Here is a 16,393-nt window from a genome sequence, read left to right as displayed (position 1 = left end):
AGCCATGAAATACAGACATTTGTATTTCATGGCTGATTTAAATACGAACAATTAATTTTAAGACAATATGAAAAGAAGAGACTTCATCCACATCAACATAGCAGCATTAGGAGGCGTGTTAATCAATAATCATTTCTCGTACACACAAGCTATGGAAGAAATATCGCAGTCATTCCAACATGTGACGGAACAAAGCGACTATGACCTGATCATAAATGGAGCCGGACTTTCCGGTTGCTTTGCAGCAATCGAAGCATCCAGGCAAGGGATGAAAGTATTGGTCATCGATAAAAGAACTTCACCGGGCTATGATATCGCAGCCAAGAGAAAATTATGGCTAAATACTGCCGGATACGAAAAATGGCCGGATACCCTGGTCCAATTGTTCTTCCCGGAAGGGGAAAAGAAAGAGATATTTAATACCCAACTTAGCGCACCTTACAACAGTTCTATCGGAGACGAGACACTTTTGTTTGCAGGGAGCTTGAAAAAGGGATTACTCCGCTCCCTCCTCGCCAATAATATCAACCTATTACTAATGACCGACGTTTGCGGTATCATTTCCAATCAGAAGAGACAGGTTTCAGGAATAATCGTCGCTTGCAAACAAGGGGTTTATTCCATCCCTACTATGGGGTTCATCGATGCATCGGACAACAACTCATTCACACGACACTTATTCGGACAACCATATAAACCTGATAAAGCTGGATTCGTGATGGAAGTACAAGACGCAGAATATTTAAATGACAAATACTTGACTCTTAGTTCTTCTTATGGCCTTTCAGATAACAGGCTCGAAATCCATCATGGTAAGAAATCCCAAGATCAGTATTTCTTATCATTCAATTTCCCTGTTGAGACAGATAATCTCAGTGCAATCGAACAAAAAGCAAGGCTTATTGCAACACAGATCAGCAAGGACTTCCCTTTGTTGGCAAAAGGTCTGGCCAATGCCAAGTTACGCTATTACGCACAGGAATGTTCCTATTATCTGGACAATTACAAACTTCCGGATATCACCCTCAAAGACTATATTTGTATCGAAAACCGCCCGACAGAACACAGCTATAATTCCATACTCGAACTGATCCAAAGTGCCCAGAACAGCATCAGCAGATACAAAAAGCAAGACATCCGGAGAACTATGGACACTGTTTATTATGCAGGAGGAAAAAACAAGCCATTCAACACTTCTACGAACCAAACTGTAAACGAATACGGGCATACACTCTCTTTGACAGCTTACTCAATAGAGGGTATGCAACTGCCCGTAGTCAATAAATCCCTATTGATTGCCGGAGGAGGAACTGCCGGAATAGCAGCTGCCCTATCAGCTGCAGAAAAAGGGGCAAAACCTCTTATTGTCGAATATTTTAATGACTTAGGGGGAAGTAAGACTATGGGAGGTGTGACCGGTTATTACTTAGGGCAAAACAAGCATTCCTATATTCTGGCATTGGAAAAAGGGATACGACAAACAGCCAAAGACTACAACATAGCTCTCAACTGCATCTGCAGGTGTTTCCATAGTGTCCGTTCTTTAAACCGATATGACTATAGTATGATTAACGGAGCTATTATCTGTGGAGCCCAGACCAACGGGAAAAGGTTGGAAAAAGTCGCTATCTGTGTCGACGGAGAATTAAAATGGATACAGGTAAAACTTACGATAGATGCAACCGGAGATGGAGATATCGCCTATTTCGCAGGAGAAAATTTTGAAATTGGGAATACAAGAATGTATACAACCCAGAACTACAGCCAATGGGATCTCCCCTTCAAAAGTAAAAATGCACCTATGCAAACGATCAACAAAGACTACGATATTATCGACAACACAAAGATAACAGAGTTGCAGCGAGGTTTGTATCTATCTCATTATGAATCATTCTTCTACGACTTTTATCCTATGCTGACAGTCCGCGAGTCCAGAAGACCGGAAGGCAAATACAAGTTAAACCTGATCGACGCATTGGAGAAGACATGGTTCAAAGATACGATCATTAATGCACACAGCGATTTCGACCCCCATCATTTTGGTCATTCCGAATATTCACGTTGTGCATTCCTGTTACCTCATTCCAACCAAATCACGGTAAATATTCCTTACCGTGCAATTGTTCCCAAAACAATCGACGGCCTTTTGCTTTCCGGAAGAGGTATCAGCCAGACACATAACGCACTACAATTTACGCGTATGTCCGCCGATGTTTATTTACTTGGATATGCGACAGGTATTATTGCAGCTTCTATTATCAGCCGACAGAAACGTCCAAGAGATTTTTCTGTTTCTCAATTACAAAAAGAATGGCTGCAAAGCGGACTTTTATTGCCTAACCATCCACAGGAAAAACTCTCAGCACAGGATATCGTAAACAAACTAATTGAAGGAGATAACGAATACTTATTTAAATGCTGCCGGAAAGCCAAACAGGATATCCTTCCTCTTCTGAGAAAAGCATACAAGAAAGACAAATCGATTTTAATAGCTAAAGCATTAGCCTGGTTCAAAGATGCGGAAGGAGCCGGATTGATTATTTCCGAATTGGAACAGCTGTTTGCCGATGAGGCTCAGACAGGACATCCGCAACAGTATTTCGAGAAATATCAAGCAGACAACCTGTATTGGAAAATCAACCAAGATATCGCACTGCTCGGTATGTGTGGAAATTCAGATTCCAACCGGATTATAAACCTGATTCTATGTAAAACCCACTCCGGGGGAGAAAAAGTCAAGGCAAGCGATACTTATAACAAGAACAGAATCGATTTGCTATTAATCCCGTATTATAATCGCATTTTGAATCTCTGTTTCTATATTGAACGTATGCCTGATCCTCTCTTTATACCAGGGCTTGAGAAATTGGCTACGGATACTAATATCATTGGTTACCAGACATCCGATTACAATCATACCAGATGGCGACTGTACGGGGGACTTCTGGAATTATCGATTGCAGCAGCCTTGGGACGGTGCGGTTCTAACAAAGGTGTTCAAACCTTAATAGAGTATCTGAAAGATGTACATTCGGATTTCAGGTTTTTCGCTAATCAGGAGTTGAGCGCCATCCTTAAAAAGGATATGAAATTCGACTATGACAAATGGACTAATCTGATTAATACGGATAAAGGGGTCCTGAATAAAACAACGCCTTTTTCCAAAGAGATTGAGTTATAAGAGTATATTATACCACGTATAATTGTTTTTTTCCTACTTTTGCAGCCTGATTAAATAAGTAATATGAACATACATGATCTTTGTTGCATCGGGCACATCACTTTGGATAAGATTGTAACCCCGAAACGCACCATACATATGCCGGGAGGAACTTCTTTTTATTTCGCACATGCAATCAGCCACTTAGACGCCTCCAACTTTCAACTGGTGACAGCCCTTGCCGAAAGCGAGATGGCTGCCGTCGAAGATATCCGCAGTAAAGGTATCGAGGTGAAAGTATTGCCAAGCGCCCATTCCGTTTATTTCGAAAACACATATGGCGAAAACCAGGACAACCGGACACAGCGGGTATTGGCGAAAGCCGATCCGTTTACGGTGGAAGGGCTGCAGGACGTAAACGCCCGTATCTACCATTTAGGCAGCCTCCTGGCTGACGACTTCTCGCTCGAGGTGGTGAAATACCTGTCGACCAAAGGCATCTTGTCGGTCGACGCCCAGGGTTATCTGCGTGAGGTTCGCGGTGAAAAGGTTTTCGCTGTCGACTGGCCTGAAAAGCAGGAAGCCCTGAAGCATATCCATATCCTGAAAGCCAACGAACACGAGACGGAAGTCCTTACCGGATGCAAAAACCCGCGGAAGGCGGCCCTGATGCTTGCCGACTGGGGTGTCAAAGAAGTGCTGCTGACATTAGGCAGCATGGGCTCTGTCATCTATGCCGACGGTGAATTTCATGAGATCCCCGCCTACCCGCCTACAGAAGTAGTAGACGCCACCGGATGCGGCGACACCTACATGGTCGGCTACCTCTATATGCGGGGCAAAGGCGCCTCCTACAAAGAAGCCGGTTGCTTCGCCGCCGCCATGTGCACGATCAAGCTGGAAGCCTCCGGCCCTTTCGACGGGACGGAAGAGGAGGTTTGGGAGATTGTGAGGAAAGGATAATAAATTACCGTTTCTATCCGGCAATTCAGCAAAAAGGGGAGAACCTCACGGTTCCCCCCTTTCTTATTAATCAAACGGTTTCCTCATTCAGAGGAGCGCATAGTTTGATATAGGGATCTTTACTACCTCACAATAACTTTCGTTGTCGTTGCTTTACCGGCAGCAGCCATACGGACAATGTAAACGCCATTGTTGGCTGGTACCTGTACTGTGCTGCTGATGGAGTTGTTATAGATAACTTGTCCACCGAGGTTTATGATTGATATTTCTACCGGAGCAGCCGGTTCGATAATGATCTGTCCATTGCGGCTGTAAACCAGACTTTCAGAAAGTATCTTTTCGATAGCTGTCGCAAAGTCCACATTCACCTGGCACATGGCAGTGAAACCACCGTCCACAGTTGTTGCGATGATCATAGCCTGTCCGTATTTCACTGCTTTCACAGTTCCGTCGGCATCCACCGTAGCAACCTCAGGATTCGTACTGGTCCACTTCACATCCTTCTTGGTTGCACCTGTCGGAGTAACAGTAGCTACCAGCTTCTCTGATTTCAAGCGCGGCAACGTAAGCGTTGTCTTGTTAAGGGAGACACCGGTAACGGCTACGCCTTCTTCACCTGGAGTATTGCCACCTTCGCTGGTACTTTCCTTCGTGAATGTAACGGTTACAGTAAAGTTTTCGGCAGGTGCAATAAATGACCAGACTTGTTTGTCACCAGTTGTTTCTGTTGTCACCTTTGTTTCCGGGACAACCACGATCTTATCGATCTTCGTTCCGGTTGCAGCTGTCTCGATAGACAGTTTCATACCGGCAGCAATCTTGATTGAAGGAGCGTTCTGGTCGATTGTCGTACCGGCGGCATCTGTGATCGTAATTGCACCGTCATTTACAGTCTTCAAGGTCATCACATAGGAAGTGACATCCTTCAGAGAGACATAAGAGAAAAGACCTGTCTGAATCTGTGTTGTACTGTAATTCTGCTGATCTGTCGGGGTAAATGTAATATCATACGTACCTGCAGTTTCCACAACCTTTGTATTCTCCTTCCAAGAGAATCCACCGGGGACCGATGCACCGTTTACGATTACACTACCACCTGTCAGAGTGGAAGCGAGCAATGTCTCACCGGTTGTGACAGCTGTTGCAGTCGGAACAGTCACATTGTCTTTGGTTATTACAGCTTGTTTGATAGTCAAAGCACCAACGCGTGTAGCAGCAAACGCCTGAAACTTCGCATCTTCCGGACGACTGATAAAGATATCATATCCACCATCAATAACAGTTGTCGGAGTAACGGTATTACCATCTTTCTGATAAGAGATCACCCACTTGTCTGTCGGGAAACCTGCCGGGAGTGTCAAATCGCTTGCTTTCAATTCGATCGGGTTACCGGTAAACGTCCTTTCTGCATTATTGGTATTGTTAATATTAGCATTAGACAAGGCTGTTTTCATAACAAAAAGATCACCATTTGCTGTAATCGTATGCGAACCGTTCAATGTAAGCGCATATTCACCCGCTACAGATGTAGTCTGTGCCCCGTCCAATGTTCCACCGATCATATATCCGGCATCCGGAATCAATTTGATCGTCAATACCTGTCCTTTATAAACAGATTGTCCGGCAGCAACAGCGATATCACCGTTCATCAAGACAAGAGAGCCGTTTAAAACAGCCGGGAGCGTAACAGATGCAGTCAAATTATTAGCTGTTGTCTCATCCGCCGGAGTCGTTGCAGCAACAACCATCAGGTTCTCATCGGTCGGGACAAAATAGATTGTCTTCAAACTACCGTCAGCTCTCAAACCGTTGGCAGCTCTTGTTGCTCTCGGATTATAATCCATCCACTTACCTGCTACAGTAGCAGATTCGGCAACATCACCAGTTATACTTCCTGTGCTGCTGGCAGCAGCATCAGCAAACGGTATCTTCTTAATACCCGGAACGCCCGGTTCGATCACCAGCGTACGGGAAGCTGTAGTAGCAGCATAGACATCGTCGGCAGGACGAGTGATTTCGACAGTATAAGTACCTACGCCTGTCGGGATCGTATCTTTTCCATTCAACAGATATTTAACGGAGAAACCACCCAGGTTGGCAGTTGTCTTAACTGCATATTCCTGTGCTTTTCCGCTATAGGTAACTGTTGTCACGTCATCGTTCAGGATAGAGAGAGGCGCCAGCTTCTTCACTTGTGCAGAGATGTTGGTCGGGCCGTTTACAATCACTTCACTGCCGTTGGCAACAGGCTTGTTGTTGACCAGCAGGTTGATCAGACGGTAGTTGTCGGGATCTGTTTCCGTAACGGTTACAGCACCTAAAGAGGTTTCAAAAGCGACTTTATTATCAGACTTTACATTGATGCTTACTCCTTCTGGGGTAACAACTGACACCGGATATGTTTCTTTCTCAAATGTTGCAATAATCGTAACATCCTTTGTTACAGTCAGACCGGAAGCTTCTTTGATATTATCATTACCGACAATCAATGTACTCAGCTTATAACCTTTGTTCGGCAATGCAATGATAGAAACGTACGAATCCATTTCTACAGATGAGTTCGGAGCGATAATCTTTCCATCCTGTTCCAACTTCAAGGCACCGTTTGTCATATCGGCAACGGATACGAGGTATTTATTTCTAGGCTTAGCCTGGAAAGTTGCAGCAATCGTATATGAATCTCCGGCAGCACCGCTTACGATAAAGCTGGTGGCTTCGGTTTGAGGATCAGTTGAATTATCAACTTTTGCCTTTATCTGTGTATATCCCACCTTTACAACTTCCTGTTCATAGCCCGGAGTCGCAACGATTGTCAGAGTTGTACCGACAGGGACAGCTGCATTGGTTGCTACTTCTTGGGTTCCATTCAGGACCTTCAAGGTATTGCCGTTATCCGAAGGAGATGTAATTGTAATCGTACGAGTTGCCTTCACAAACTTGGCGGAAACAACAGCGTCAGCAGTGATAGTAACTTCATCTGAAGTTACTTTTGCTTCTTTATTAACTTCCGAACCCGGAGTATTGCTTGATATTCCAACCCAGCTATCAAACTTATATCCGGCATCCGGAGTTGCTGTTACGGTGATCTTCGGATTGGCTGTAGAGGAACTGTTACTAATACTACCAATATACTTATTATCAGCCGAAGCATTCTCAATAGCGACAACGCCGCCAGCCGTCTGGTTGACAGTTACTGTCATAACCGGTTTAGCGGTTACACCGATTGTAGTTGTTACTGTATTATAGACAGCAGCGGAATCAGGGGTGAAGATGGCGGCATACGTCTTTGAGGAAGCCATGCCAGCCTCAACCAACGCATTCGGATCTGCCCAAGACCAAGTTCCTTTGATAATATGATCTGTCTTGTCTTTAACCGTCACCTTACCACCAGTGATAGCAGCGGCAGAAAGCGGCTGGCCTTGCATCAGGATCGTTTCGCATTTGGGAGCATCGTCACTTGTTCCGACAGCCAGTTCAGTCTTATTATTAACAACCAAAGGAACTACCATATCAATCGCTTTATGATCGGCTGTTTCCGGTGAAGTAATCTTTACATAGAAAGTACCGACTTTCTTTCTGGCATCTTCATCAGCCGTAGTCTTACAAGCAGCATCTGTATAATAGGCAATTGTCGGATTCAAATTCTGAACATTTGTTGTAACGGAAACTGTTGCAGCTGAACCTGTATTCACAATCTGTTCCGTCCCTGAAACCGTCACCTTTACTTCCGGTTTATCAGCCCAAGTGATCACGATATCCGTTTTCTCACTCAAGGCTCCCAGGTCTATAGAGTAGTTGTTTACTTTATCGAAAGAGACTGTTCCTTTAATATCAGAAGTAGTCGTTTGGGCTGCTGCTTCAAATGTTTTCTTATCGCCATTAACAGTAAAGACAGAGATCATCTTTCCGGCATCGGCTTTCATTCCGACTTGGACTGGAGTACCATAAACCAGCTTCTGGTCTCTTACTGCACCTCTGTAAAGAACAGAATCATATGTAGATGATCCTGATTTCTTTGTCATCAGTGAGTCGATTCCTCCCCCATTATTTGTCACATTCAGCGTCACCGAGAACGTCGGGACGTCGGGCGCAGCTTTTGTATCTATATTTTGTGCGTATATCGTCGGGGCCACTGCGAGGAGGGCGAGGGATATAACGGATTTTATATTTTTCATATTTACTATCGTTTTAATTGTTACTTAACTATTACTTTCTGTCTGTTTACAGCGTAGATACCGGCAGGAACAGCGATCTGTGCGCCATCGTTTACGCGGGCATTGTAGTGAACACGTCCCAACATATCGACAACGATAACCTGCGTAGGTTCGGCCGTATGGATCGTGATCGTTCCATGTCCTGTTTCCACAAAGTAACCTTCCACCGGAACGATCTCATTGCCAGTCGGCGTATCGCCAATGCGCAACGAACGCAGTGTGCTTGTCGTTGCCTCGTCAGCCAATACGAAGCTCTGGAATGCCTTGATTGTCGGATTAACCATACGATCAAACGTCTTTCCGTCGTCACTCAGGACATAAGCTGTCTGTGTCAGCGTCATATCGGACAGGTTGGGATTGGAGTAAATCTTGAAGTTGACAGTTTCTCCTGATTTTAAGCTGGCAGGAGCTGCGGCTGGAGTTACAACCGGAGCATTCGGTTCAGCTTTTGTTGCCAAAGAAAGAGTAGAACCAGTAGAAGTAACGACAATCGAACTATCCTTTTCGGAGGCTATGATACATGCTGCCGCAGGGGTAGCGTTCTCACCCGTTACGGTAAATTTCGGTTCCTTGTCGTCAATACCAGCTGTCCAAACACCGTCTTTGGCAGAAGCTGTAGTCTTGATCTCTTTATCACCTGCTACATTCTTAACAGAACCAATCGCAAACGGGAATCCGAATGCCTTCCAAACCTTCGTTGTACCATAAGTCAACTGAACGGCATTAGCAGTTACAGCTGCATTAGCAACCAGTTGTGCACTTTCTGCCATAAAGACTGTATCCAGAGGCATAGCCACATTAATTGTCAATGTAGCACCGGCAGCGATTTCAACAGAGCGGTTCGCATTAGAGGCTACGTTCCATGCTACGTTATCGTTAGCTTTGATTTGTACGTGATTGTTACCAGCAGCGATAGCAGTAAACTCTGTTGCTGTTTGTTTCAGATAGAAAACGGCTTTATTAGTGACACTATTTGCAAATAAGTCAGCTGCATTTTTACCTGTTACCAAATAACCGTCTTTACAGTCAAAGATAAGACTATCTGGAATCGTATAAGCTTCCCAATCAGAGGCATTTCCTGTATTCTCAAAAAACAACATTTTAGCATTGTTTAAGGATAGAAGGACTTTTGCTATTGTCGTATCTTTAGCTAAAACAACATCACCGGACTGAGCAACCGGATAGAAATCATAGTAAGTTGTACCATTATAAACGTAAGTTTCTCCAAAAGCGACAGCGCTTGCGATAGAAACAGCTGCATTCCTGAAAGATTTATCCAGATAATCTTTGATGATAAGACAATCATTTCCTGCTTCATCCAGGAATTTTACAGGAGCAGCCTCCGCTACTTTCACATAGCTCTTCAATGTATCCGGATCTGGATACTCACTATATTTTACCATATATGGAGCCTTTTCATTACTCTGTGTTTGTACTACAGTGGCTCCCTTTAAGTTTATAATCGTACCTTTCTCCAATCCATAATAGTTATTAAATAGGAATGGAGTCATAGGAGCTGCATTTTCTTTTCCAAATACAGTTCCAACATTAGAATCTTCAATGTCTACTACTGCGCCGATATTTCCCTGCATAACTAATGTTCCAAAGTCATTTGATCCACCTTTTGCATTAAAGGTAGTCCCCGTTAAGGTACTCCCGCCAGCAATAGAGACATAAGTATTTTTGGTGTATCTCACACGAATAGCACCATAAGCAGAGATAGCAGATTTATTTGTAAGATATACTTTTAGATCCTCAATCAGTTTCTCATCCTTTCCACTATTATCCCCTGACCACAAATAAATACCGTAATGGTTCTTCAATTCAATAGTAGAGTTATCCATCGTAACAGTCACGCCATTATTATGAGGGAAAATTCCTATATTACTATCTCCTTTAGGTGTACCATCTGCATTTTTAGATGTTTGTATCTTCGTATCTTTAAGAAGAACTGTACTCTTTTCAGCTTCGGTCAAAACTGCGATCTGGCTATTTGCATTCAAATTGACAACACAATTCTCTATTATCATGGAACCGGATGCCAATGAATCCATCTGAAAAACATTATACAAGTACTTAAAGTCTGCAGCAGTACGACCACCTGTACCTGCTGTATTATTATCTACCAGACAGTTATTCACCTGCAAATCTACATTTCCATTATGAACCTCAATTACAGGAGTACATTTTGTATTTGCTACCGCAGCTGACGGAGTGTAGTCAAATTTAACTCCATTTATGGCAACAATTGTTTTTTCAGTATTAGAAGCAGGCTTGATGGCCATCGCACCTTCCATAATACATTTTGCAGGATCTGCTCCCTGTATGGTCATACTCTTATTTATCTCTAATACCGTAGAATTAAGATCATACGTTGCATCTGCCAACTTAATAACATCTGCTCCAAGAGCAACAGCTGCTTTTAATTCATCAGCAGTTGCAACATTGGTATCAAATGATTTACCATACTTCAATGTACCGTTCTTTGTCAGCTTCACACCGCTTTCCATTGAGAGACCGTCGTTGAAGGTCCAGGTTTTACCGGAAGGAATCGTAAAGTCTTTAACCAAATCGTTAGGAGTACTGGCCTTCCAAAGGAATGGAGCCACATTTACCTTTGCACCAGTCACTGTAACATTCTGCATACCATCACTCACTTTGACAATCGGAGTACTAGTGCCCTTAAACGTAATTGTTATATTGTCAGATGTAGGAATAGGATTCTTTTGTTCACTATCCCGATCTGTACCAAGATAGCATTCATATTGGGAATCGAATGTACACTTGTCATCAAATGTCAGTGATATATTCTCTGCTTTTCCACGAACCATGGCAGCAATCGTTCTATAATCACCGGCTCTACTATTAAATGTACATCCGTTAGCATTAACCGTTGAAGTTCCAGTATAACCTCTCCAGCCAGCACCATACAAGCCTCCGTTAAAAATAACATTATTATAGGTTGCCGTAGCAGTGCCCATAGCAGAATAACTATAACCACCGCCTGCACAGACAGCCTTATTCACAACTCCGCCTGTCATTGTAAAAACAGAAGTACCTATACTATTAAAATAGTCTGTAGAAACCGTATTTTCATTTTGGCCTAAACTTGATGGAGCAAAACCGCCACCAAGAGCATAACCCACAGTTGCATTATTTAGTGTAACATTCGTCGATGTCACTTTAGAGAACTCCATACCTCCTGAAATCAGATAACTAACACTAGCTCCTTCAACATTCATTGTTACAGCTGCAGCATCTGCATATTTAGCACTTGTAGATGCATCATTCGGTCCAAATCCGCCACCAACTAAATACTGTGTGATGTTTCCGCCATTCACTGTCAAAGAAACATCCTTCACATTAGCATTATATCCACCACCTATCAACGCATAAACCCGACCACTTTTCATCGTGATACTCGTGTTTCCTTCTAATGCTTCTTTAGAGCCACCGAAGATAACAGGATTACACTTCTCTGGTAATTCAAGCAGCGAGTTACCATCTTTATTATTAATGGATATAAATCCCTCATTGGAACTTTGTTGGATAGTAATAGGAGCTCCCTTTGCATAAACAAATGTATAACCTGCTTTCAGATTTGTGTTACGAGGGAATTGTTCGACGTATTCCATATCCAGATCCGAGTGTACCCAGTACATCTTTGTCTTTTCTTTATCAGAACCTTTTATCGTGTATGTCTTCCATCTCTCACCATCAGGTACAGTAACGATATTTTCCGCTGTTGTCTGTTCTGTCCAGATCTTGTACGGCTCTCCAATAGTTGAATTTTTGAATGTGAAACTTAGTGAATATTCAGGCGTACCTTTATCTACATTAACACCCCCCCAAACGTTCCGATCGGTTTGAAAATTTGTAGCCTCAACAGTTGAATGGACCAATAAACCAGCATGTGCATTATCTATTGAAGCAACTTCATACAGTACCGTCTTCATAGCAGACTGGACATTGATTCCAGATGCCATAGATCCCATAACACACAGATTCTTCAATGTTACTGTTTTCCCGGATGCTCCGCCTGAAATCGTAACTAGATTAGCAGAACTACTAATAATCTCGCCCTCCGCATTTTTAGGCCAATCGTCATTTTTAACTGCTATTATTTTCGTTTCCAAACCACGGCCGTCAGGAATAGTACCTACTATAACTATGGGTTTATTAATCACCAATGGGGAAGTCAAGTTGTAATCTGCAGGAGGCAATTTGACCGTATCGCCCTCAGCGGCTTTTGCGATCGAATCCCTCAATGCCATGACATCTCCGGCAGGAACATTGAAAACATGATGAGTGTCTGCCGCATGCAGCCAACCTACGCTCGTCGTCAGCCCTATACCGACAGCAAGCAAAAAGTGTAATTTTCGCTTCATAAGCTCTTGATTTTAAAAGTGAGTTATTAATATTGAAAAAGTTCTTGATATTTATTCATTGGATAGGGTCCTCAGTTGACTGGGATGACCGTATTCCATTGGTTGAAGGAACTATACCCCAGAGATTAGAGTACTCCGGGGCATCTACTGTCGAAAACGCTTTTGCAATAGAGGATAGCAGCGGCATTTAATAATACGTTGACGTACAAATCTACAGATAAGATAGTCTTGTCAGTAGCCATAATATTCCAAATTTAAGTTGTCCGTTGGTGAGACGGAAATTACCAATACATTCGTTTTTTACCCTTAATTCTGATTTAAGGTTCGGATTATTTCTTTTGGCTTGATCCAAAAGAAACCAAAAATCAAGGCTTCACCCGTTTCACTACTCCGTTTCCTTCGTTCGCTGTCGCATCTGAAACTCGCTTCGCTCAAACAGCAGATGCTCCGGGCGCTCACTGCGGTCACTCCGCTTAACGCTCATCGGCTGAGGCCGGATATAAAAAGCGAATGCTTTTTTTTAGGATGGCCGATACCGGTTGTCCAAGTTTTTCACACTCCTACTTGTGTTGAAAAACATCGAATAGATTAAAATATCACATAAAATCCCCCTCCCACTTAAAATAAAGTGGATAAATGTTTTTTTTAAAGAAAAGATTCATATCTTTGCCCCAACAAGATTGAAGATAACCCTTGTTTATCAAATTATCTCTAATCCTAACACCTTACCTTAAATCAGAATTAAGGTCACGCCCGTAACCTCACAAGATTGTCCACCGTTCCTATTACCAAGAGATTTGCTTTACTCAATTCCGACTGGTCCAGTTGGGCGAGATAATGCCGTGTTGTCCGCTCCGATGTGTGCCCTAAGGCTTGGCTGATCAGGGCTATCGGCGTATATTTCCGATAAGCGATGGTTGCCCATGAGTGCCTGACGACATACGAGGTGAAAAGAGCCGGTAGTCGCAGGCGGGCACCGAGCTTCTTCAACGCTACATTATATTTATGTAGGAGCTTCTTATAGTGTTCATAAGAGACAGGACCTTCCGGTGGGAAAATAGGGAAAAGGTACGGACTCGATGGGGATGCATACTTATCCAGCAAACAACGCATCCCCTGGGTTACACCGATCCGGATAGGCGACCCGGTCTTCGTCCGGTTATAGACAAGCGTGTTTCCCTCGATATTGGCATGTGTGAGATGCGCCAGGTCGACAAACGGCATCCCGCAGGCTAAAAACGAGAAGGTGCACAGATCGGCGGCAAACTGCAAGCCGGGTTCTTCCTTCAAGTCCAGGGCAGAAATCTGTTCAAATACTTTCAGGTCGACGGCACGTTTAGCGGACCTCTCCGGATGGATCGTGACATGCGCGAAAGGATGGACACGGGGGATGTATCCCAATTCTCGAATGATGATGTTGTACATCGCCCGGAGTGCGCAAAGATAGCTGTTCACGGAGTTTACCTTCAGCTTTTTCCCAGTCTGCAGAAAAGCGATAAAGCCATCCACAAGGGAAGGAGTCATTCCTAACAGGCAGAGATCACGGCCATTTCTGAATTTTCTGAACCAGTTACCGGCAGCCCGGTACAGATCGGCGGTGGCATCCCTCCCCGCACTTCGCCGGCGGAAGATCAGGGTATCGATCGTGCGGAACAGATATACTTCCGAAGGGCGCCTTTTTGTTCTGTTTGTTGTCATAGTCTTTTTATTTATATAAAACGAATATACAACAAACAAAGGAATAGGATTATTTGTCAGTTGTAAGAATATTTGCCGCAGGCTTATTGTATAAAACGTGTTTTTCAAATCCCAAAAGAGGCCCTAATTCAAACAAATGTTAATCTACTTTTCAGCTGTCAAAAAGGGGCTTTTCCCTATGATCCGGGACCTCACTTCCGCGAAGAGGGACTTTATCGCTCTGATCCGGAACTTTGTTGCCCTGAAGTCGGACTTCATATAGCACGAAGTCAACCTTCAGAGCGATGAAGCGTTACTTCAAGGCAATTTTCTGCGCACCTCACGGCAACAAGCTCTCATAAATTTCTTGGGATATTTGGAACGCCGTCCGTCTTCGTTCGCAAATATTCGATTCTCCGGGAGTTAAGCTTTATCACTTTGACGGTGTTTCCGGTTTTCGATAATCAAATTGCACGCTTTTTGGAATAAGCTCGGCACCTCATTTTCTCTATTGTCATCCGAGCCGGTTAAAACCATGAAAAGAGTCAATCCAAAATCGATCAAGATTTCAGACGAAATAGAAAAACAGCCGAAACAGAGGGTTATTGTATTATAATCCAACAACCTTCCATTCCCCGACGTTCCGTTCGCCGGCATCAAAGGATACACCGACTTTGACCAGTTGCCGTTCGTCGGCGGTATAGGGGATGAGGTAGCCTTTGCTGTATTCATAAGGCTGTTGCTCGTCCGTTAGTGAACTCACCGTATCTTCTTCGCCATCACCATATAAGAATAGATCAACACGACCGCATATCCGAACAACGGGACAATAAAGGAAAGAGCCATTGTCGAGACATCCGCCACATAGCCCATCAGCAGGGGACCGACCGCCCCTCCTATCGGTGACATCATCAGGAAGGAAGAGGCCCGTTTCGTGTAATCGCCCAAGCCTTTCAGCGAGATGGCAAAGATGGTAGGGAACATGATGGCTTCGAATACATAGCAGGCAAACAAAGCTCCTTTCGAGAGGGCACCCAAATCCAGCGTAATCAACAGAGCACCCAGGACGGTAAAGATGGCACAAACGAACAACACTTTCTCCGCCCGGATATAACTCATAATCCAGCTACCGATGACACGTCCGACCATAAACAACCCCAATCCGCCGAAAGAGAGGACAATCGCAGCATCGTGTGCATCCATCCAGCCATCATCCGTCACATAGTTAATGAAGAAGCTATTAATGGATATCTCCGCAATTTCGTAGCAGAACAAAGCCATGACTCCCCACGTAAAACAACGGTGCTTCCATAATCCGCCTAACCCGGCTTTCGCTTCGACAGCCGTTTCTTCGCAATCGTCATGGCTGATCTCCGGCAAGCGGATACGGAAAAAGACAAGAGCCACAGTCAGCACGACAACACCCATCACGGTATAGGGCAACGCGATATTAGCCTCCCCATTGCCGGAGAACAGCAACATACCGCCGATCACCGGAGCACAGATACACCCCAGGCCGTTAAAAGACTGTGCCAGGTTCAAACGGCTGGCAGCCGTCTCACGGTCGCCCAATTCCGTCACGTAGGGATTGGCTGCCGTCTCGAGGAAAGTCAACCCGCAACCAATCACAAAGAGGGAAAAGAGGAAGAAGTTGAACGACATCAATTGCTCGCTCGGGATGAAGAGCAACGAACCGATACCGTAAAGGATCAGTCCGAACACGACTCCCTGGCGGTATCCGTATTTATTGATAAAAAGTCCGGCAGGGATCGCCATCGTAAAATAGCCGGTGTACATCGTTGCCTGGATCAAGGCGGAGTGGGCTTTTGTCATGACAAGCGCCTCCTGGAAATGTTTGTTCAGTACATCCAATATGGCGTGTGCGAAACCCCATAAGAAAAACAGTGAAGTGACTAATATAAAAGGGATAAGATACTCTTTCTTTACCAGTGATTTCTTTACTTTTTCCATTCTATTGTTATTTGTTTTTA

At 44.0% G+C, this 16,393-nt stretch carries 7 protein-coding genes; 2 read left to right on the top strand and 5 right to left on the bottom strand.

Annotated elements, in window-relative coordinates; genetic code table 11:
- Positions 1 to 67 precede the first annotated feature (67 nt).
- Entirely contained in the window at positions 68 to 3,181 is a 3,114-nt protein-coding gene (locus DWW90_RS13515; RefSeq protein ID WP_122345344.1) for an FAD-dependent oxidoreductase, read from the top strand.
- A gap of 63 nt (positions 3,182 to 3,244) precedes the next feature.
- Positions 3,245 to 4,123, top strand: coding sequence for a PfkB family carbohydrate kinase (locus DWW90_RS13510; protein WP_122345343.1), 879 nt, complete (start codon positions 3,245 to 3,247; stop codon positions 4,121 to 4,123).
- A gap of 122 nt (positions 4,124 to 4,245) precedes the next feature.
- Here DWW90_RS13510 and DWW90_RS13505 read toward each other — a convergent pair whose 3' ends face one another.
- The 5 genes from DWW90_RS13505 to DWW90_RS13490 all read right to left on the bottom strand — a co-directional run bounded on the left by DWW90_RS13505 (position 4,246) and on the right by DWW90_RS13490 (position 16,373).
- Positions 4,246 to 8,298: an Ig-like domain-containing protein gene (locus DWW90_RS13505; protein WP_122345342.1), complete on the bottom strand. Its 4,053-nt coding sequence runs from the start codon at positions 8,296 to 8,298 to the stop codon at positions 4,246 to 4,248.
- A 20-nt stretch (positions 8,299 to 8,318) separates the two neighbouring features.
- A complete protein-coding gene (locus tag DWW90_RS13500; RefSeq protein ID WP_122345341.1) occupies positions 8,319 to 12,725 on the bottom strand; it encodes a DUF6383 domain-containing protein in 4,407 nt (1,468 codons plus the stop codon).
- Positions 12,726 to 13,472: 747 nt separating this feature from the next.
- Entirely contained in the window at positions 13,473 to 14,423 is a 951-nt protein-coding gene (locus DWW90_RS13495; protein WP_122345379.1) for a site-specific integrase, read from the bottom strand.
- 589 nt (positions 14,424 to 15,012) lie between these two features.
- Positions 15,013 to 15,165, bottom strand: coding sequence for a hypothetical protein (locus DWW90_RS20520; RefSeq protein WP_158582842.1), 153 nt, complete (start codon positions 15,163 to 15,165; stop codon positions 15,013 to 15,015).
- Entirely contained in the window at positions 15,162 to 16,373 is a 1,212-nt protein-coding gene (locus tag DWW90_RS13490) for a sugar MFS transporter (RefSeq protein WP_122345340.1), read from the bottom strand. The genes DWW90_RS20520 and DWW90_RS13490 overlap by 4 nt, the downstream gene beginning before the upstream one ends.
- Positions 16,374 to 16,393: the final 20 nt, after the last annotated feature.

The organism is Parabacteroides sp. AF17-28, from assembly GCF_003479205.1.
Classification (GTDB): Bacteria; Bacteroidota; Bacteroidia; order Bacteroidales; family Tannerellaceae; genus Parabacteroides; species Parabacteroides acidifaciens.
This window is presented reverse-complemented; position numbering and strand designations above follow the sequence as displayed.

Excerpts from the sequence above, each read along its gene's own strand:
- DWW90_RS13515 (WP_122345344.1), top strand. The coding sequence starts at position 68 with ATGAAAAGAAGAGACTTCATCCACATCAACATAGCAGCATTAGGAGGC.
- DWW90_RS13510 (WP_122345343.1), top strand. The coding sequence starts at position 3,245 with ATGAACATACATGATCTTTGTTGCATCGGGCACATCACTTTGGATAAG.
- DWW90_RS13505 (WP_122345342.1), bottom strand. The coding sequence starts at position 8,298 with ATGAAAAATATAAAATCCGTTATATCCCTCGCCCTCCTCGCAGTGGCC.
- DWW90_RS13500 (WP_122345341.1), bottom strand. The coding sequence starts at position 12,725 with ATGAAGCGAAAATTACACTTTTTGCTTGCTGTCGGTATAGGGCTGACG.
- DWW90_RS13495 (WP_122345379.1), bottom strand. The coding sequence starts at position 14,423 with ATGACAACAAACAGAACAAAAAGGCGCCCTTCGGAAGTATATCTGTTC.
- DWW90_RS13490 (WP_122345340.1), bottom strand. The coding sequence starts at position 16,373 with ATGGAAAAAGTAAAGAAATCACTGGTAAAGAAAGAGTATCTTATCCCT.